Annotated in this window: 15 protein-coding genes; 7 read left to right on the top strand and 8 right to left on the bottom strand. The window is 62.2% G+C overall.

Features of this window, described 5'->3' with window-relative positions; translation table 11 throughout:
- Positions 1 to 5: 5 nt before the first annotated feature.
- Complete coding sequence (locus tag QCBJ_RS07275) at positions 6 to 818, bottom strand: crotonase/enoyl-CoA hydratase family protein (protein ID WP_102060419.1); 813 nt, start codon at positions 816 to 818, stop codon at positions 6 to 8.
- A 302-nt stretch (positions 819 to 1120) separates the two neighbouring features.
- On the opposite strand from QCBJ_RS07275, the gene QCBJ_RS07270 reads away from it, so the two are divergent.
- The 3 genes from QCBJ_RS07270 to QCBJ_RS07260 all read left to right on the top strand — a co-directional run bounded on the left by QCBJ_RS07270 (position 1121) and on the right by QCBJ_RS07260 (position 3557).
- Positions 1121 to 1684 carry a YecA family protein gene (locus QCBJ_RS07270; protein ID WP_043205273.1) on the top strand — a complete coding sequence of 188 codons (564 nt, stop codon included), beginning with the start codon at positions 1121 to 1123 and terminating at the stop codon, positions 1682 to 1684.
- 197 nt (positions 1685 to 1881) lie between these two features.
- Positions 1882 to 3138 carry a 3-phosphoshikimate 1-carboxyvinyltransferase gene (locus QCBJ_RS07265; protein WP_102060418.1) on the top strand — a complete coding sequence of 419 codons (1257 nt, stop codon included), beginning with the start codon at positions 1882 to 1884 and terminating at the stop codon, positions 3136 to 3138.
- A gap of 32 nt (positions 3139 to 3170) precedes the next feature.
- Positions 3171 to 3557 carry a hypothetical protein gene (locus QCBJ_RS07260; RefSeq protein ID WP_043205271.1) on the top strand — a complete coding sequence of 129 codons (387 nt, stop codon included), beginning with the start codon at positions 3171 to 3173 and terminating at the stop codon, positions 3555 to 3557.
- 64 nt (positions 3558 to 3621) lie between these two features.
- Here the strand turns inward: QCBJ_RS07260 and QCBJ_RS07255 are convergent, their stop codons facing one another.
- On the bottom strand, positions 3622 to 3885 hold the full coding sequence (locus QCBJ_RS07255) for a hypothetical protein (RefSeq protein WP_102060417.1): 264 nt from the start codon (positions 3883 to 3885) through the stop codon (positions 3622 to 3624).
- A gap of 111 nt (positions 3886 to 3996) precedes the next feature.
- Complete coding sequence (locus QCBJ_RS07250; RefSeq protein WP_102060416.1) at positions 3997 to 4596, bottom strand: NAD(P)H-dependent oxidoreductase; 600 nt, start codon at positions 4594 to 4596, stop codon at positions 3997 to 3999.
- 69 nt (positions 4597 to 4665) lie between these two features.
- Between QCBJ_RS07250 and QCBJ_RS07245 the strand changes: the two genes are divergently transcribed.
- A complete protein-coding gene (locus QCBJ_RS07245; RefSeq protein WP_012723956.1) occupies positions 4666 to 5268 on the top strand; it encodes a TetR/AcrR family transcriptional regulator in 603 nt (200 codons plus the stop codon).
- Here the strand turns inward: QCBJ_RS07245 and QCBJ_RS07240 are convergent.
- Both QCBJ_RS07240 and QCBJ_RS07235 read right to left on the bottom strand, forming a co-directional pair.
- Entirely contained in the window at positions 5240 to 5929 is a 690-nt protein-coding gene (locus QCBJ_RS07240) for a GNAT family N-acetyltransferase (protein ID WP_093545432.1), read from the bottom strand. The two genes, QCBJ_RS07245 and QCBJ_RS07240, sit on opposite strands and share 29 nt — an antisense overlap.
- 21 nt (positions 5930 to 5950) lie before the next feature.
- The gene (locus QCBJ_RS07235; RefSeq protein ID WP_102060415.1) at positions 5951 to 6856 is read right to left on the bottom strand and encodes a LysR family transcriptional regulator; all 906 of its coding nucleotides are present in this window, start codon (positions 6854 to 6856) and stop codon (positions 5951 to 5953) included.
- 112 nt (positions 6857 to 6968) lie between these two features.
- On the opposite strand from QCBJ_RS07235, the gene QCBJ_RS07230 reads away from it, so the two are divergent.
- From QCBJ_RS07230 to QCBJ_RS07220, 3 genes are all read left to right on the top strand, one after another.
- On the top strand, positions 6969 to 8183 hold the full coding sequence (locus QCBJ_RS07230; RefSeq protein ID WP_102060414.1) for an MFS transporter: 1215 nt from the start codon (positions 6969 to 6971) through the stop codon (positions 8181 to 8183).
- 81 nt (positions 8184 to 8264) lie between these two features.
- Positions 8265 to 9116, top strand: coding sequence for a CAP domain-containing protein (locus QCBJ_RS07225; RefSeq protein WP_046033815.1), 852 nt, complete (start codon positions 8265 to 8267; stop codon positions 9114 to 9116).
- A 153-nt stretch (positions 9117 to 9269) separates the two neighbouring features.
- The gene (locus QCBJ_RS07220; RefSeq protein ID WP_102060413.1) at positions 9270 to 11450 is read left to right on the top strand and encodes a GAF domain-containing protein; all 2181 of its coding nucleotides are present in this window, start codon (positions 9270 to 9272) and stop codon (positions 11448 to 11450) included.
- 3 nt (positions 11451 to 11453) lie between these two features.
- On the opposite strand, the gene QCBJ_RS07215 is transcribed toward QCBJ_RS07220, so the two are convergent.
- From QCBJ_RS07215 to treS, 3 genes are read right to left on the bottom strand one after another with little or no spacing between them, the layout of a single operon-like run.
- Positions 11454 to 12620, bottom strand: coding sequence for a diguanylate cyclase (locus QCBJ_RS07215; protein ID WP_102060412.1), 1167 nt, complete (start codon positions 12618 to 12620; stop codon positions 11454 to 11456).
- A gap of 51 nt (positions 12621 to 12671) precedes the next feature.
- A complete protein-coding gene (gene glgB, locus QCBJ_RS07210) occupies positions 12672 to 14909 on the bottom strand; it encodes a 1,4-alpha-glucan branching protein GlgB (RefSeq protein ID WP_012723949.1) in 2238 nt (745 codons plus the stop codon).
- On the bottom strand, positions 14906 to 18253 hold the full coding sequence (gene treS, locus QCBJ_RS07205; RefSeq protein ID WP_102060411.1) for a maltose alpha-D-glucosyltransferase: 3348 nt from the start codon (positions 18251 to 18253) through the stop codon (positions 14906 to 14908). Before treS ends, glgB begins: the two co-directional genes overlap by 4 nt.
- Positions 18254 to 18259 lie beyond the last annotated feature (6 nt).

The raw sequence follows: 18259 nt of genomic DNA, 5'->3' as shown, positions 1-18259 counted from the left end.
GTCAGTCAATCCACGAATTCGGGTTTCTGCTTACTCATATGGGCCGCGATGGCCACGCGCAGGTCGTTGGATTGCAACATAGCCGAGTTCCAGGTGGCAACGTATTCCAAGCCGTCATTGACCGTATGGTCACGCATGTAGCTGATCATGGCCTTGGTGCCGGTGACCGCAATCGGCGATTTGGCGGCAATTTCATGGGCGATTTCCATCACCCCGGCCAACAGGCTGTCCTGATCGGGATAAACGCGATTGACCAGGCCGATGCTGCGCGCCTCCTCGGCGCCGAACTGGCGGCCGGTATAGGCCAACTCGCGCAGCATGCCGTCACCGATGATGCGCGGCAGGCGCTGCAGGGTGCCGACGTCGGCCGCCATGCCGATGTCGATTTCCTTGATCGAGAACTGCGCGCCTTCAGCCGCGTAGCGCATGTCGCAGGCGCTGATCAGGTCAATGGCACCGCCGATGCAATAGCCCTGGATCGCCGCCAGCACCGGCTTGCGGCAGTTGTCGACGGCATTGAACGAGGCTTGCAGTTCAAGGATTTTGCGGCGCAAAAGGCGTGCGTTGCGGCCCACGTCCTTGCCGAACTCGTTGGCCACCGAGGCCAGCATCATCAGGTCGATGCCGGAGGAGAAATGCTTGCCGGCACCGCTGAGCACCACGGCGCGTACGGCGTCGGTGTCTTCGACCCATTGGAAGATGTCGATGATTTCGGTCCAGAACTCCGCATTCATCGCGTTGATCTTTTCCGGACGGTTGATCTGCACATGGGCAACGTTGCCGGCGAGTTCGACGACGAAAGCTTGGTATTCGGACATGGCAGTGATCCCTGACTGGCGAGTGATGAGGCCCGAACTATAACAAGGGTGCACCACGACGCATCAGCCAAAAACAGGACGGGCAAACGTAATGAAATGTTGTGGGCGCACCGTTATCGACCTGGCCAATGGCGCACTGCTGGCGATCATCCTCGCCGTGGTCGGTTCGGTCTGCGTGAGCAAGCTGTGCCAGCCGCGCAGGTAAAAACCCTGCAAAGCGCTGGATAAAACCCTGCACACACGCCATCCTTCGCGCTTTAAGCCGCCTCACCTGCGGCGCTCGACGTTTAAAGGATATGCCCATGCACGCCCACCCCCTGACCGCCGCCGACTTCGAATTCATCGAAGACACCCTGCTTAAGTACGGCGACGACCATTCGGTCCTGAACCTGGCCGAACTCGACGGCTACTTCACCGCGCTGGTCTCCAGCCCGGTCCAAGTGGATGTGGCAGAGTGGTTCCCGGCGATCTGGGGCGGGCAAAACCCCGAGTGGGACAACATGGACGAAGCGCAAAGCTTCCTCGAACTGTGCGTGCGCCACATCAACACCCTGGCCAGCCAACTGGCCACCGACGCGCAAGGCTTCAAGGCCCGCTTCGACGAAACCGAACACCAGGGCCAGAACGTCACCCTCGCCGAAGAATGGTGCTTCGGCTACATCCGCGGCGCCGCCATCGGCAACTGGCCGGAACTGCCGGCAGAACAGGCCGCCCTGCTGGAAAAAATCTCCTGGTGCGCCGAACAAGACAACTTCGAACTGCCCGCCGACCTGGACGTACAAGCACACCAGCAACGCGTCAGTGAAATCGAACCGGCAGCGCGGGCGTTGCATGATTATTGGTTGGCAAAGCGATACGTGCTGTAGATCTTGATCTCAAGCGCCCCGTCAAACACGCTGGCCGGGATTCGACGGGGATTTGGGGGCGGCCCCCCCAAATAACGGATAGGCACACCGCACCACCGCCATCGCAAGCTCGACAAGCACCACACCTATACCCGATCATTCAAATCCGCCCGTCGGCCACTCCATCCCACCTTGCCTTGAATCAGGAGCCTTGTACCTTGAGTTCGCAGAAAACCGTGACCGTTACACCGCCCAACGCCCCCCTCAACGGCAAGGTTGCCCCCCCCGGCTCCAAATCCATCACCAACCGCGCCCTGCTGCTGGCCGCCCTGGCCAAGGGCACCAGCCGCCTCAGCGGCGCCCTCAAGAGCGACGACACCCGCCACATGTCAGTGGCCCTGCGCCAAATGGGCGTCACCATCGACGAACCAGACGACACCACCTTCGTCGTCACCGGCCAAGGCAAACTGCAACTGCCGCCGCAGCCCCTGTTCCTCGGCAACGCCGGCACCGCCATGCGCTTCCTCACCGCCGCCGTGGCCACCGTTGAAGGCACCGTGGTGCTCGACGGCGATGACTACATGCAAAAACGCCCAATCGGCCCGCTGCTGGAGACCCTCGGCCAGAACGGTATCCAGGTCGACAGCCCCACCGGTTGCCCACCGGTCACCGTGCACGGCGTGGGCAAGATCAAGGCCAAGCGCTTCGAGATCGACGGCGGCCTGTCCAGCCAATACGTATCGGCCCTGCTGATACTCGCAGCCTGCGGCGAAGCGCCGATTGAAGTGGCGCTGACCGGCAAGGACATCGGCGCCCGTGGCTACGTGGATCTGACCCTGGACTGCATGCGTGCCTTCGGAGCCCAGGTTGAAGCCGTCAACGACACCACCTGGCGCGTCGCCCCTGGCGGCTACACCGCCCATGATTACCTGATCGAACCTGACGCCTCCGCCGCCACTTACCTGTGGGCCGCAGAAGTGCTGACCGGTGGCCGTATCGACATCGGCGTGGCCGCGCAGGATTTCACCCAGCCGGACGCCAAGGCCCAGGCCGTGATCGCGCAGTTCCCGAACATGCAAGCCACGGTGGTTGGCTCGCAGATGCAGGACGCTATCCCGACCCTGGCGGTGCTGGCTGCGTTCAACAACACCCCGGTGCGCTTCACTGAGCTGGCCAACCTGCGCGTCAAGGAATGTGACCGCGTCCAGGCGCTGCATGATGGCCTGAACGAAATCCGTCCGGGCCTGGCGACCATCGAGGGCGATGACCTGCTGGTGGCCAGCGACCCGGCCCTGGCCGGCACTTCCTGCACCGCGCTGATCGACACCCACGCCGACCACCGCATCGCCATGTGCTTTGCGCTGGCGGGCTTGAAAGTGTCAGGGGTCAAGATCCAGGACCCCGACTGCGTGGGCAAGACCTATCCTGAATACTGGAATGCCCTGGGTAGCCTGGGCGTTCAACTGACCTACTAATCTGTCGGCAACGGTGTGGGGAGGGAGTGATCATGACAATTCGCCAACCCTGCCCACCTGCGTTATGTGACTGCGAGCGCGAACAACTGCTTGGCACCCCCTCGGCAGACCAACGCATCCTGCGGCTGACTCGCCAGGAAGAGAAGAAGCTGCTGGAGCGCCTGGAAAACCTTCAAAGCCTGGAAGACCTGGAACACATGCAGCGCTTGATGTACCTGCAACTGGGTATCCGCGTACATGTCGCACCCGGCCACACTGAAGTCAAAAGCATGCGTGGGATTCAGATTGTGATCGACAAACTGCCAGGCTTGTGTCGCAAGACTCGGTTGTCGATTCCGGCCGCAATCCGTAAAGGTATGGAAAAACGGCCGGAGGTTGCTTATCGGTTGCTTGATGCACATGACCTGTTTGGACAGTAGTCAGTTCTTTAAACGCGTCAGCACCCAGTTGCCGCAGGCACAGCGTCTGTCGTAGCTAAACCCGTTACCAGACGAAACCATTGGCAAATTCCGTTCCATGCCCACCCCTTACGTCTTGATAGCTCATATCGGGAAATTTGTTGAGCCTCTGCAGTTGCTCGCTGTTCAAGGTCTGCAGTTGTTCAGGCGAGACGTTCGGAAAGGGATGGTTTTTTTTCGCATCGTTTTGTTGATCTTGCCTCACTTGATCTTGCGTGGGCTTTCCGTAAGACGTATCGATGGTGGGGGCAATGAACGCGGTTCCAGGTGCAGAAGAAATTGACGTCATTAACTTTATCTCAAGTGTGTGTGAACACCATGAGTGATCGTCCAATCGTTCCAAGTTCCATGCCCGCCACACCCTCTTCACTGCCCGTCTGCTGGATTCGCGAAGGTTGAATCAACCGGCGACTGTCTCGACGTCGAACAAACCCTGCCCCACGGCCCACGCCTTCTCCAAATGCGCCTGCGCCCCGCCGCTTTCCGAGTCGAGCAACAGCGCCGAGGTCAGCACCTGCGCGCCACAGTAATCGAAGATCCCGTAGTCGATCTGCGTGCGCATCGCCTGGGCGTAGCCGTGTCGATCAAACGCATCGTCATCCGCTGCGCCCAAGGCCAGCAGATGCACGTTCAGGTGCCGCAGCTTTTTCACCACCGGCGTATCGGGGCCGTATTCGATGGCCCAGCCGTTGATGAATACGCGGTCGATCCAGCCTTTGAGCAGGCCCGGCAATGACCACCAGTAAATCGGGAACGCCAGCACCAGGGCGTCGGCACGGTCGATGCGGGCCTGTTCGGCCCGCACGTCGGCGGGTGGCGTGGAGCGGGTTCGGTGAACCGCATGGTCGGCGGCGGTGTAGCGCGGGTCAAAACCTTCGGCGGCAAGGTCGGCGATTTCAACAGTGTGGCCAGCGGCAGTGAGCCCGGCGGCCACCTGCGCAGCCACGCTGTGGGTGAGGGATTGCGGGTCGTGATGTGCAACAACGATAAGTGCGTGCATGACAAGGACTCCCTTTGGGGTTACGCTGGGCTTAAGTTACGATTAGTAAGTTACTTTTGGTATATAAGCATGTCAAGCAGCGAATCCCCTGCCCCACGTCGGCGCCTGTCCCGTGAAGAACGCCTGCGTCAATTACTCGATGTGGCCTGGCAACTGGTGCGCGATGAAGGCACCGAAGCACTGACGCTCGGACGCCTGGCGGAACTGGCGGGCGTGACCAAGCCGGTGGTCTACGACCATTTCGTCACCCGTGCGGGGTTGCTGGTCGCGTTGTATGAGGATTTCGATGCGCGTCAGAACCAAGTGTTTGTCGACGCCATAGAGGCCAGCAGCGCCACCCTTGAGGATCGCGCCGGGGTGATCGCCGCGTCCTATGTAGAGTGCGTGTTGTTGCAGGGCCGGGAAATCCCGGGGGTGATTGCAGCCTTGAGCAGCTCGCCGGAGCTGGAAACCCTCAAGCGCCACTACGAGGCGATCTTCCTCGATAAGTGTCGCGACGCGCTATCGCCCTTCGGCCACGTGTCCAAGGCTGGCTTAAGGGCGATGCTGGGCGCTGCGGAAGCGCTGTCCCAGGCGGCGTTCAGTGGCGAGATCAGCCGTGAAGAAGCGCAGCAGGAATTGCTGGCGACTATCCTGGCGATGGTCAATCGCGGCCGTGTTCACCGCGAGTAATAAATGCCTGGACCTTACGTGCCAGTTGATCCAGGTGGCGGTCACGCTGCTTCTCGGCATCCACCATCGCGCGCTTGCCGTGCTTTTGCAGCAGGTAGGTATGAATCTGCCGCACCTCCAGCGAGCGATAGATCGCCGCCACATCCAGCACGCCCATCAGGCCGTCGGTGCCGTAGTCCCGCGTATTCATCAGCACTTGAGTCTCACGTGCGCCACGTACCCGAAAGCCCATGCTTTCAAACGCTGGCACCTTCTCTATGGAGCAGGCCAGTTCCGCATGGGGATGACGGCTCAGCACGTCGCGCATCATCCCGCGAGCCACGCCCTGGCGCCGATAGCCGACTTGCACCGCCATGAAAGCGATTCCGCAGGCCTCGGGAGCCTCCTTCACCGGCAGGTACAGCACAAAGCCCATCACCTTCTGCGGGTCTTGCGGATCGGTGGCCACGACCAACTCGACGGCAATGCCCTTTGAACCGTCCAGCGCTTCCAGGTACAGATGCACCTCAAAGCCAATCGCGTACTGGTAGATGTTGTACAGCAGGTTACTCGGCGGCAGCGCCACGCTGCTGATGTCGGTGAGGTTGTCCACCACCATCTGCAGGATCTGAGCATTGATAGGCTCCGGGCACGGTGTGGTGTAGCGGGTAAGGCTGAACATGCAGATTCCTGGGGTTAAGCATCAAGGCAGCGCGGATTGTACCTGCTCGGCACACACCTCGCGCAAACACCCGCGCAACCAGCGATGGGCCAGGTCGGCATCGAGCCTGGGGTGCCACAGCATCGCGACGGTGAAGGTCGGCAGCGCCACCGGCAGCTCAAAGCGATGCAGGCCTTCCCGTTGATGGAAGGTGTAGCGTTCAGGCACGCTGGCGATCAGGTCGGTGTCGCGGGCCATGGCAATGGCGGTGGCGAACCCGGCGACGATGGTACTGATCTGGCGCGTCAGGCCCTGGGCCTCAAGCGCATCGTCGATCTGGCCACGGTCCTGGCCACGGCGTGATACGTAGACGTGCTGGCCCTCGGCATACCGCCGGGCGCTGACGTCGCCCTGGCTGAGCGCATGGCCGCTGCGTACCACCCCAACCAAACGGTCACGGAACAGCGCCTGGGTCAGCACTTCGGGGCTGGCCGCAGGGTCAACCACGCCGGTTTCCAGGTCGACGCTGCCGTCACGCAGCAGCGCACTGTCCTTGTCGGTTTTATGGATGAAGCGCAGGCGCACACCGGGTGCTTCCCGCGCCGTACGTGCCAACAACGCCGCACCGACATTTTCGACGAACTCTTCGCTGGTACGCAGGGTAAAGGTGCGCTCGACCTGAGCCATGTCCAGCGTGTGCACGGGCCGCAACACGGCGCTGGCGTCCTGCACCAGGCGGCTGACCTGTTCGCGCAGTTCCACCGCCCTCGGCGTAGGCACCAGGCCGCGACCGGCGCGCACCAGCAACGGGTCGCCGGTGGTTTCGCGTAAACGCGCCAAAGCGCGGCTCATCGCCGAGGGGCTCAGGCGCAAGCGTCTGGCCGCGCCGGCCACACTGCCTTCGGCGAGCAATACATCCAGGGTGACCAGCAAATTTAAATCGGCCATCGGTGCTCCTTATCAGGCGTCAGATGCAGGTATTAACTGCAACCCATGCGTCTTCCGCCATGGTAGGTCACGCCGTAGATTTGTGACAGTTGCCTTCGCTCAAGGATTACCCATGCTCCCCTCTTCTCGCGGCAGCCTCGTCAGCCTGTCCCTGTCCATGTTGCTGGCCTCCCTCGGCACCAGCATCGCCAATGTCAGCCTGCCCAGCCTGGCGCAGGCGTTTGATGCGTCGTTTCACGCGGTGCAGTGGGTGGTGCTGGCCTATCTGCTGGCAATCACGGCAGTGATCGTCAGCGCCGGGCGCCTGGGTGACCGCTGGGGCCGTCGACGCGGATTGCTCACCGGCTTGCTGCTCTTCGCCGTGGCGTGCGGGCTGTGCGGGCTGGCCCCCTCGCTGGAGGGTCTGGTTGCCGCGCGCGTCCTGCAAGGCCTCGGCGCAGCAGTGATGATGGCCATGGCCCTGGCAATGGTGGGCGATACCGTCACCCGGGAACGTACCGGCCGGGTCATGGGATGGCTGGGCACGATGTCGGCCGTCGGCACTGCCATGGGTCCCAGCCTGGGCGGGGTATTGCTGAGCCTGTGGGGTTGGCGCGCGATCTTCCTGGTCGGGGTGCCGTTGGGGCTGCTGGCCGCCGCCCTCGCTTATCGCTGTTTGCCGGTTGATCGTGCGCAGGCACCCGCCGGTGCGGCCTCTGGTGTCTGGTCTTTACTGAAGGACGCGCCATTGCGCAGCAGCCTGGCCATGAGTGCCTTGGTGGCCGCTGTGATCATGGCCACCTTTGTGGTCGGGCCCTTTTATTTGTCCAGGGGCCTGGGGCTGGCCCCGGAGTGGATGGGCCTGGCCATGGCCGTCGGACCCTGTGTGGCGGCCCTCACCGGCATCCCGGCCGGCCGCCTGACCGACCGCCTCGGCAGCCTGCGCATGACACTCGCCGGGCTGGGCGTGCTGGGGTGTGGGGCGCTGCTGCTGTCGCTGGCGTCTGGACTGATCGCCTATCTGGCCGCACTGGTCATTCTGACGACGGGCTACAGCCTGTTCCAGGCGGCCAACAACACGGTGGTGATGAGCGATATAGAGGCGGCGCATCGCGGCACGGTGTCGGGCCTGCTGAACCTGTCACGCAATCTAGGCCTGATCCTCGGTGCTTCAGCGTTGGGGGCGGTGTTCGCGTGGGCCAGTCCGGATGTCACCCGTGCGCTCCCGCAAGCCGTGGCCCATGGCCTGCATGTGACCTTCAGCGTGGCACTGGGCTTGATCCTGCTGGCCAGTGTGATGGCATTGCGCCGCGCCAGCGCCTTTAATACCGCCAAGAACACCCATTGAGGCAAAAAAACAAAAAAGGCGTTGCACCAGACCGGGTTACATCGCGCATCATGGGCACTTTCAAGCTCAAGGGTAACGTCCATGCGCGTTCTGTCATTGATGATGGGTCTCACGACGCTGGCCGCCAGTACGGTGTTCTGCGCCAGCGCGATGGCGAATGAAGAGAGTCAGTTAGTACAACAGATCAACCAATACCGCAGCCAGGTACAACGCTGCGGCGACCAGGGTTCCCAGGAACTGCCACCGCTGGCCAGCGATACGCGGCTGGTGCTGCCGGCCACCAACGTCGGCGATTTGCAGCAAGCGCTGGCCCGGGCCGCGTACCCGATGGTCAACGTGCAGGCCATCAGCCTGTCCGGGCCCAAGGATGCCCAGTCAGCCATGAAGGCCGTGCGCGAAAGCTTCTGTCGGGTGGTGTTGGACCCGCAATTTGTCGATATCGGCGTAAGCAACAGTGGCCAGGACTGGCGCATCGTGCTTGCCCGCCCACTGCTGACCAGCGGCCTGGGCGATTGGCAGACCGAAGGCAAACAACTGCTCAACCTGATCAACACCGCGCGTGCGCAACCGCGCCAATGCGGCACCCAGGCGTTTACCGCAACCACACCCTTGTCCTGGAATGACGCCCTGGCCGACGCCGCCAACAGCCACACGCGTAACATGGCCAACGGCAATTTCTTCGACCACCTCGACCACGACGGGCGCACCCCCGGTGACCGCGCCGAACTGGCCGGGTATAGCGCGAAGAATATTGGCGAAAACATCGCCGCCGGCCTGGATACGCCGCGCAAGGTGGTGGACGGCTGGCTGGCCAGTCCGGGCCATTGCGCCAACCTGATGAACCCGCAATTTCGCGAACTGGGTGCGGCGTATGCCATGGACCCGAAAAGTGATGCCGGGATTTATTGGACAGGGGTTTTCGGCGCGCAATAAACACGCTCACAGATCTATCCGAACGGAGGAGGCATCAATTTGCCATCTCATGGATAATGCCGCTGAACTTGGCAGCGGCCATGCCGGTCTGTTGATTGCTGACCTGACCCTCTCAGGCGTTCGACAGACTGTGGCAAACAAGGTGTTCTTGCGATGATGAATTGGCTGCAAAGTAGCAGCGACATGGCTGAGCGGGTCCGCCTGCATGATTGGGCGAGTACGCCGCTGGGACCGCTGGAAGAGTGGCCGGATGTGCTCAAGACCACCGCGGCGCTGTGCTTTGCGTCGAGCTTCCCCCAGGCCATCATCTGGGGGCCGAGCCTGACCACCCTTTACAACGATGCGTTTATTCCAATCCTGGGCAACAAACCCGACGCCCTGGGGCGCCCGTTCAGCGAAACCTGGCGCGAAGTCTGGGAGCAGGTGCGCCCAATCGCCGACGCGGCGTTCAACGGGCATGCGACCTTTATTGAAAACTTCCCGCTGATGATCGAGCGTGGCGACGGGCCGGAGCAGGCGTATTTCACTTTTTGCTACAGCCCCATCCGCGACCCTCAGGGCCAGGTGGTGGGGATGTTGGATACCGTCACCGAAACCACCACCACCGTCTTCCTGAACCGCCGCCTGGCGGTGTTGGATGCCGTCGGCAGCGCCGTGGCGAATGCCACCGACGCCGAAAGTATCATGTCCACCACCACGCGCCTGCTGGCCGAGCACCTGCAGGTGTCCAACTGTGCGTATGCCGACATGGATGCCAATGAAGACGGCTTCACCATTCGCGGCAACTGGGCGGCGCCTGGCTCCCCGAGCATCCTGGGCCACTACAGCCTGGCGTCATTCGGCGCATTGGCAGTGCAGCGCCTGCGCGCGGGCGAGCCGCTGGTGGTCCAGGACAACCGATTCGAATTCGCTCCCGAAATCGCCGCCAGTTATCAGGCCTTGGGCGCGCTCGCCACCGTGTGCTTCCCGCTGATCAAGGACGGTCGCCTGACCGCACTGATGGCCGTGCACCACAAAACGGCCCGCGCCTGGTCGCCCTACGACCTGGCACTGGTCGGCGAGGTCACCGAGCGCTCGTGGGCCCATATCGAGCGGGTGCGCGCCGACGTCGCTGTGCGCGAAGGCCTGGCAGCCTTTACCGAGCTCAACGCCACCTTGGAACAGCGGGTGCAAGAGCGCACCAACGCCCTCACCCAGGCCGAAGCCGCGCTGCGCCAATCGCAGAAACTCGAAGCCATCGGCCAATTGACCGGCGGCGTCGCCCATGACTTCAACAACCTGTTGACCATCATTCGTTCGTCGGTGGACTTCCTACGTCAGCCCGGACTCTCCGAGGAACGGCGCCAGCGCTACATGGGCGCGGTGTCCGACACGGTGGAGCGCGCCAGCAAGCTCACCAGCCAATTGCTCGCCTTCGCCCGGCGCCAACCGCTCAACCCGGAAGTCTTCGATGCGGGCCAACGGGTCAAGAACATCGGCGAGATGCTCGAAAGCGTTACCGGTGCGCGCATCCATGTGCAGGTGCAGTTGCCAGAGCGCCCTTGCCACGTGCGCGTCGACGCGAGCCAATTCGAGACCGCACTGATCAACATCGCCCTGAATGCCCGCGACGCGATGGACGGGCAAGGCACCCTGACTTTACGCGTGGCGAATGTGGACTCGATGCCGCGTATCCGTGGCGATGAAGAGGCACACCAGCCCTTTGTGAGCATTTCCCTGGCGGATACCGGCACAGGTATTTCCTCTGATACCTTCGAGCGCATTTTCGAGCCTTTCTTCACCACCAAGGCTGTAGGCAAAGGCACCGGGCTGGGGCTGTCCCAGGTCTTCGGGTTTGCCAAGCAGTCCGGGGGTAACGTCGACGTCGCAAGCCGCCCTGGCGAAGGCACCGTGTTCACCCTGTACCTGCCCGAAGTGGCGCAGCAGATGGCGCAGCCCGACCCGACTCCGGAAAGCCAGTCGCCCACCCATGATACGGCGCAGTGCCATATCCTGATCGTGGAAGACAACCTCGAAGTCGGCCGCTTTGCCAACCAGATCCTTCAGGACCTCGGTTACCAGACCACTTGGGCCACCGATGCCGAGCAGGCACTCACGCTGGCCGGCGCGGATGCCCTGGCGTTCGACGGGATCTTTTCGGACGTGGTGATGCCGGGCATGACCGGCGTGGCCATGGCCAAAGTGCTGCGCCAACGGCGCCCGGACTTGCCGGTGGTGCTCACCTCCGGCTACAGCGAAGAGCTGGCCGACAGCGGCTACGAAGGGTTCGAATTCCTCGCCAAGCCCTACTCCGCCGATCAGGTTGCGCGGGCCCTGGCCAAAGCGATGCTTTGAGCCCTACTCCGCCACTGCCACCTGATTGCGGCCTTGGGCCTTGGCGCGGTACAGCGCTTTGTCGGCGGTGTTCATCAGCCCGTGCAGGTCCTGGTCCTGGGTGTGGGTGGACGCAACGCCCAGGCTGGCGCTCAACCCATGCACCGGCTCGGAAGCCAGGCCCGAGATCGCCTTGACCAACTGCTCGGCGATAGTGCGCGCGGTGTCCAACGACGTATTGGGCAGCAGTACCGCAAACTCCTCGCCGCCCAAGCGTCCGTACACATCGGCCTGACGGAACGACGCACTGATCACCCCACCAATCTGGCGCAGCACCTGATCACCGGCCTGGTGGCCGTAGGTGTCGTTGATTTGCTTGAAGTGATCCATGTCCATCATCAGCGCGCACAGCGGTTGCCGGTTGTGGCGGCATTGCTCGTACAGCACCTGGGCATGTTCGAAAAACGCACGGCGGTTCATCAGGCCGGTGAGTTCATCGGTCTGGGCCGCGCGGGTGGAAATAGTGTGGGCCCGTTCCATTTGCCGGGTCAGGCGGAAGGCCTTTTCCAAGGCATCCGAGAGTTTGCGCGTGGCGCTGATCACAAAAGTGGAAAACACCAGCACCGCGATGGCCACACCGACTTGCATGGAAGACGGCTGGAACAACAGCCACAAAGTGCATGGCAGCAGCACGAAGGCCATAGAGGCCAGGGTCATGTAGCGGTAAGCCGAATAACAGGACACGGCGCTGACGGACATGCCCACGGTGAACAACATCACCAGTGCCTGGGACAGCCGGTCATCGGTGGGCATCACCGCCAGGGCGCCGGCGCCCCAGATCCCGGCAGACAGCATCAGCGTCAGCCAGTAACGTCGCTCCCAACGCTCGGGCGTGCGCTCGGCGTTGGGGCAGCGAAACCACTCCATGAACATCTTCACGCGCAACAGCGAGGACACCGCCAACGCGCCCAGCCAGACCAGGATGACCTGATGGTCAAACCGGTCCCAGCACAGCCAGCAGAGCATGAGAGCGGCCAGGTAACTGCCGAATATCGCGGCAAAGGATTGCCGGAACAGCTGGTGCAAACGGTCAGTCCGCACCTGCTCCTCTATAAAGCAATCCTGGTCCTGCCCACGCCCAAGGCCATTCATGAAATCCGCCTGATTCGACTGCCACGACAAAGGCGCCATTGTGGCACCCTGCCACCAGCGTGGACAACAGAATCCAGCAAGATAGAGCCTTTAAAGCGGTTCCGGCCGCAGAATCAGTACCCCCAATGGTGGCAGATTCAACGCCAGTGACACCGCTTGCCCATGGTTCGGTTCATCTTGGGTAAACACCTCGCCTCCGTTACCGTAATTGGAACCTGCGTACATGTCGGCGTCACTGTTGATCACTTCGCTCCAACGCCCAGCAAAGGGCACGCCGACCTTGTAACCCTCACGCGGCACCGGGGTGAAGTTGGCGACCACCAGCACCGGCTTACCGTCCTTGCTCCAGCGCAGCCAGGCATAGACGCTGTTGATTGCGTCGTCGCCGATCAGCCATTGGAAGCCCTGCGGCGCGTCGTCCTGCTCATGCAAGGCCGGTTCTTCGCGGTACAGCCGGTTCAAGTCGCCGACCAGCTTTTGCACGCCTTTGTGTTCGGCGTACTGCAACAGGTACCAGTCCAGTTGCTGGTCGTGGTTCCACTCGCGCCACTGGCCGAATTCGCAGCCCATGAACAGCAGTTTCTTACCGGGGTGCATCCACATGAACGCCAGGTAAGCGCGCAGGTTGGCAAATTTCTGCCAGCGGTCGCCGGGCATCTTGTCGATCAGCGAGTGCTTGCCGTGCACCACTTCATCGTGGGAAATCGGCAGGATAAAGCGCTCGGACCACGCATACACCAGGCCGAAGCTCAATTCGTTGTGGTGATGGGCGCGGTACACCGGGTCCTGCTGGATGTAGTGCAGGGAATCGTGCATCCAGCCCATGTTCCACTTGTAGTTGAAGCCCAGGCCGCCCTGTTGGGTGGGCTGGCTAACACCCGGCCAGGCCGTGGATTCCTCCGCGATCACCAGTGCGCCGGGCGCTTCCAGGGCCACCACGTCGTTCAAGTGGCGCAGGAAATCAATCGCTTCGAGGTTCTCGCGACCGCCATGACGGTTCGGCACCCATTCGCCGGCCTTGCGCGAGTAGTCGCGGTAGAGCATCGACGCGACGGCATCCACACGCAGCCCGTCGATATGGAAGTGCTTGAGCCAATGCAGCGCCGAAGCGAGCATGTAGCCGTGCACTTCGGTGCGGCCCAGGTTGTAGATCAGCGTGTCCCAATCCTGGTGAAAGCCTTCCAGCGGGTTGGCGTATTCGTACAACGCGGTGCCGTCGAATTGCGCGAGGCCGTGGGTATCGGTGGGAAAATGCGCCGGCACCCAGTCGAGGATCACACCGATGTCGGCCTGGTGCAGGGCATCGACGAAATAGGCGAAATCTTCCGGCGAGCCGAACCGCGCCGTCGGGGCGAATTGCGACAGTGCCTGGTAGCCCCAGGAGCCGCCAAACGGGTGCTCCATGATCGGCATCAGCTCGACGTGGGTGAAGCCCAGTTGCTGCACATAGGGAACCAAGCGCTCAGCCAGCTCACGCCAGTTGTACTGGCGGGCCACTTCGCCCGCTTCATCCAACTCGCATTGCCAGGAGCCCACATGCAGCTCGTAGATCGACAGCGGCGCCGTGGGCTTTTGCTTGTCGACCCGTGACTGCATCCAGGCGTGGTCCTGCCAGTCCACTTGCAACGGTTCGGCCACCTTCGAGGCGGTGTCCGGCGGCAACTGGGTGGCCAACGCCATGGGGTCGGCCTTGAGCGGCAGGATCCCATTGGCGCCGAGAATTTCGTACTTGTAGGCCGCGCCCGGTTGCAGGCGTGGGATAAAGATCTCCCACACGCCGGACGGATGACGCAGGCGCATCGGGTGACGGCGGCCGTCCCAGATATTGAAGTCGCCCACCACCGACACCCGCCGCGCATTCGGCGCCCACACGGCAAAGCGCACACCCTGCACGCCATCGACGCTGGTCACCTGGGCACCCAGGCAACTGCTGAGGTCACGATGGTTGCCTTCGCCGAACAGGTACAGGTCCATTTCCCCCAGCAACAGTTGCTGGAAGCTGTAAGGGTCTTCAGTGATCTGCTCACCGCCGGCCCACTGGATCTTCAACAAATAGGGTTCGCGGGTCTTGAACTGGCCGACGAACAACCCCGGCACCTGGCTCGCGTCCAGGCTGCCGAGCTGTTCACCGCTGTCGCGTGCCAGCACGTGGACGCTCAAGGCCTCCGGCAGGAAGGCGCGGATAAACTGGCCACCGTGCTCATCATCGTGCGGCCCGAGAATCGAAAACGGGTCGTGATGCTCGGCGCGTACCAGCGCTTCGACGTCCTTGGACGCCGGCAATGCAGTCAACTTCGCTTGCAGCGGTTCTTTATTTGTAAAGCTCATGACGTCTCCCCACCGCGTGCAGTGTTCGATATAGGTGCAAGCCCGCTCAACAGTCCGTGCAACCCTTGCAGGGGCACCGGCAACCAAGTCGGGCGGTTTTCCGCTTCGTAAGCCACTTCATACGCGGCCTTCTCCAGGCTGAACAACGTCAGCGCTGCGTCCTGGCCTTTGGCATCCTGCCAGTCATGCGCCAGTGTAGACGTAGCGGACTGATACGCCTGGATAAAGGCCTGGCGTGCTTCTTTCAGGTAACGGTCCGTCACACGTTTGCGCGCCTGGTCCGCTTCGGGCGAGTGATCCACCCCTTGTACATTCAGAGCCATGGCCGCCGCGTAATCGAAGGAGCGCAACACGCCGCTCACATCTTTATACGGGCTGTGCTTACCGCGTCGTTCGTGCAGCGGTCGCGCCGGCTCACCTTCAAAGTCGATCAGGTAGGCATCGCCCTTCACCACCAGCACCTGGCCCAGGTGCAAGTCACCATGCACCCGAATACGCAACCCACCCAGGGTGGCTTTCGCCAGCGCCTGCACATGGCGGGTGATGGCTTTTTTCTGCGCCAGCAACTCAGTGACCAGCGCTTGATCCGCCGGGTTCAACTGGTTTTGATGAAGGTTGAGCAAGTGCAACGCACGGTCCAGCTGCGCGCCGACATCCTTGGCCCAGGCCTGGGTGTCCTTGGCGGTGGTGACTTCAGGCTTGAAGTCCTTGTTAGTGGTTTTCGCGCCGAGCACCCCGTGCATTTCGCCCAGGCGCTGGCCGAGCAACCCGGCAAAATCCGCCAGCTCGCCCAGGGCGTTGTAGTGCTGTTCCTGCTCGGAGATGGCTTCGGCCAGCTCGTCGCGAATCGCCCGTTCCAGGTTGTTCTGAGTCCAGCCCCAGGCGTCGCCCTGGTTACTCAGGTAGCCTTGGGCAATCATCAGCAGGTTGTCCTGGCCCTCGGCGTCGTGGCGAATCATCGAGCCCAACAACGGCGAGATGTTCGGGTAGCCGGCTTCGGTCAGGTAAGCACTCATCTCCAACTCAGGGTGCACGCCGGAGGCGACTTTGCGGATCAGCTTGAGCACCAGGCTCTCGCCCACCACTACCGAACTGTTGGACTGCTCGGCCGACAAATAGCGCACCTCGGACTCATCCGTCAGTTGCAGCTTGGCCAGATGAGGCGTAGCGGTGAAGCGCAGCTCGCCTTCGCTTGAGTCGAGCACGGTGCCCGCTTGCAAACCCTGGATCACGGCGCGGATAAAGTGCTCGAGGCTGAAGGCATCGGTCACCAAACCCACCTGGCGCACCCGGCGTACACGGGCCAAGGCCAATTGCTGAGGCAAGGCGCTGGTGAACTGGTCTTCACCGAGGAAACCGAACGGCAGCTGGTAGCGGCTGATTTGGCCACCCGCACTGACCTCAAGCTCGCTGAGCAATACCGGGTGCTGCGGGTCGCCAAAGCGCACACCATAGGCGATGCGCACGCTGTCGATCGCCGTGTCCTTGCCCGCGAACCAGCGGCGTTTGGGCAGCCAGGCCGGCAGTGCTGTTTGCTCCAGCGAGGCGCGGCAGGGTTCTTCCAGCAGTTCTTCCATGCGTTTTTTCAATACCAACGTGGTGAAGTCCGGCATGCTCTGGGCCGGTTCCACATGCCAGCTGGGCATCTGGTTTTCCGGCGCCAACACAAACCAATAGAAGCCGTAAGGCGCCAGGGTCAGCAGGAAATTGAGTTGGCCGATGGGTGGGAAGGCATTCCCGCCCAGCATCTCCACCGGCACCATGCCAGCAAACGCCGACAGGTCCAGTTCGGCCGCCTGGGCGCTGCGCGACACGTTGGCCACGCAGAGGATGATCTCGTTGCGCCCGTCTTCACCGGTGAACTCGCGGGTATAGGCGAGGATGCGCCGGTTACTCGGCGAGAGCATTTTCAGGCTGCCACGGCCAAACGCCTTGGACTGCTTACGCACCGCCAGCATGCGCCGGGTCCAGTTCAGCAACGAATGCGGGTCCTGGGCCTGGGTCTCGACGTTCACCGACTGGTAGCCGTATTGCGGGTCCATGATCGGCGGCAGCACCAGGCTGGCCGGGTCGGCGCGGGAGAAACCGCCGTTGCGGTCGATGGACCACTGCATCGGCGTACGCACGCCATCGCGGTCACCCAGGTAGATGTTATCGCCCATGCCGATTTCATCGCCGTAATACAGGGTCGGTGTACCGGGCATCGACAGCAGCAGGCTGTTGAGCAGTTCGACACGACGGCGGTCACGTTCCATCAACGGCGCCAGGCGCCGGCGGATGCCGAGGTTGATACGCGCGCGACGGTCGGCGGCGTAGTAGTTCCACAAATAGTCGCGTTCTTTGTCGGTGACCATTTCCAGGGTCAGTTCATCGTGGTTGCGCAGGAAGATCGCCCACTGGCAATTGGCGGGAATCTCCGGGGTCTGGCGCAGAATGTCGGTGATCGGGAAGCGGTCTTCTTGCGCCAACGCCATGTACATGCGCGGCATCAGCGGAAAATGGAAGGCCATGTGGCATTCGTCGCCGTCGTCGCCCTTTTTGTCACCGAAATACAGCTGGGTGTCTTCCGGCCATTGATTGGCCTCGGCCAGCAGCATGCGGTCCGGGTAATGAGCGTCGATCTCGGCGCGGATCTGCTTGAGCACATCGTGGGTCTCAGGCAGGTTTTCGTTATTGGTGCCATCGCGTTCGATCAGGTATGGGATGGCGTCCAGGCGCAGGCCGTCGATGCCCATGTCCAGCCAGTAGCGCATCACCGACAACACCGCTTTCATGACCTGCGGGTTATCGAAGTTGAGATCGGGCTGGTGGGAATAAAAGCGGTGCCAGAAATACTGGCCCGCAACCGGGTCCCAGGTCCAGTTGGACTTCTCGGTGTCGAGGAAGATGATGCGGGTGCCGTCGTATTTCTGGTCGTCATCCGACCACACGTAGAAGTCCCGCGCCGCCGAGCCGGGCTTGGCCTTGCGCGCACGCTGGAACCAGGGATGCTGGTCGGAGGTGTGATTGATCACCAGCTCGGTAATGACCCGCAGCCCGCGCTTGTGCGCCTCGGCAATAAAACGCTTGGCATCGGCCATGGTGCCGTAGTCGCTGTGCACGCCACGGTACTCGGCGATGTCGTAGCCATCGTCACGGCGTGGCGAGGGGTAGAACGGCAGCAACCAGATGGTGTTCACACCCAGGTCGGCGATGTAGTCGAGCTTGGCGATCAGGCCTGGAAAATCACCGATACCGTCGTTATTGGAATCGAAATACGATTTGACGTGGACTTGGTAGATCACCGCATCTTTGTACCAGAGCGGGTCTTTGATAAAAGTGGCAGCGTTGGGTTTCTTCGCCATTGGAAG

The organism is Pseudomonas sp. QC2, assembly GCF_002859085.1.
GTDB classification, from domain to species: domain Bacteria; phylum Pseudomonadota; class Gammaproteobacteria; order Pseudomonadales; family Pseudomonadaceae; genus Aquipseudomonas; species Aquipseudomonas petroselini.
The sequence above is the reverse complement of the archived record's forward strand: the minus strand, read 5'-3'. Positions and strand labels throughout refer to the sequence as shown.

Coding starts and splice junctions, on each gene's coding strand:
- QCBJ_RS07275 (WP_102060419.1), bottom strand. CDS start 818: ATGTCCGAATACCAAGCTTTCGTCGTCGAACTCGCCGGCAACGTTGCC.
- QCBJ_RS07230 (WP_102060414.1), top strand. CDS start 6,969: ATGCTCCCCTCTTCTCGCGGCAGCCTCGTCAGCCTGTCCCTGTCCATG.
- QCBJ_RS07235 (WP_102060415.1), bottom strand. CDS start 6,856: ATGGCCGATTTAAATTTGCTGGTCACCCTGGATGTATTGCTCGCCGAA.
- QCBJ_RS07215 (WP_102060412.1), bottom strand. CDS start 12,620: ATGGCGCCTTTGTCGTGGCAGTCGAATCAGGCGGATTTCATGAATGGC.
- QCBJ_RS07220 (WP_102060413.1), top strand. CDS start 9,270: ATGATGAATTGGCTGCAAAGTAGCAGCGACATGGCTGAGCGGGTCCGC.
- QCBJ_RS07240 (WP_093545432.1), bottom strand. CDS start 5,929: ATGTTCAGCCTTACCCGCTACACCACACCGTGCCCGGAGCCTATCAAT.
- QCBJ_RS07250 (WP_102060416.1), bottom strand. CDS start 4,596: ATGCACGCACTTATCGTTGTTGCACATCACGACCCGCAATCCCTCACC.
- QCBJ_RS07225 (WP_046033815.1), top strand. CDS start 8,265: ATGCGCGTTCTGTCATTGATGATGGGTCTCACGACGCTGGCCGCCAGT.
- glgB (WP_012723949.1), bottom strand. CDS start 14,909: ATGAGCTTTACAAATAAAGAACCGCTGCAAGCGAAGTTGACTGCATTG.
- treS (WP_102060411.1), bottom strand. CDS start 18,253: ATGGCGAAGAAACCCAACGCTGCCACTTTTATCAAAGACCCGCTCTGG.
- QCBJ_RS07245 (WP_012723956.1), top strand. CDS start 4,666: ATGTCAAGCAGCGAATCCCCTGCCCCACGTCGGCGCCTGTCCCGTGAA.
- QCBJ_RS07260 (WP_043205271.1), top strand. CDS start 3,171: ATGACAATTCGCCAACCCTGCCCACCTGCGTTATGTGACTGCGAGCGC.
- QCBJ_RS07270 (WP_043205273.1), top strand. CDS start 1,121: ATGCACGCCCACCCCCTGACCGCCGCCGACTTCGAATTCATCGAAGAC.
- QCBJ_RS07255 (WP_102060417.1), bottom strand. CDS start 3,885: ATGACGTCAATTTCTTCTGCACCTGGAACCGCGTTCATTGCCCCCACC.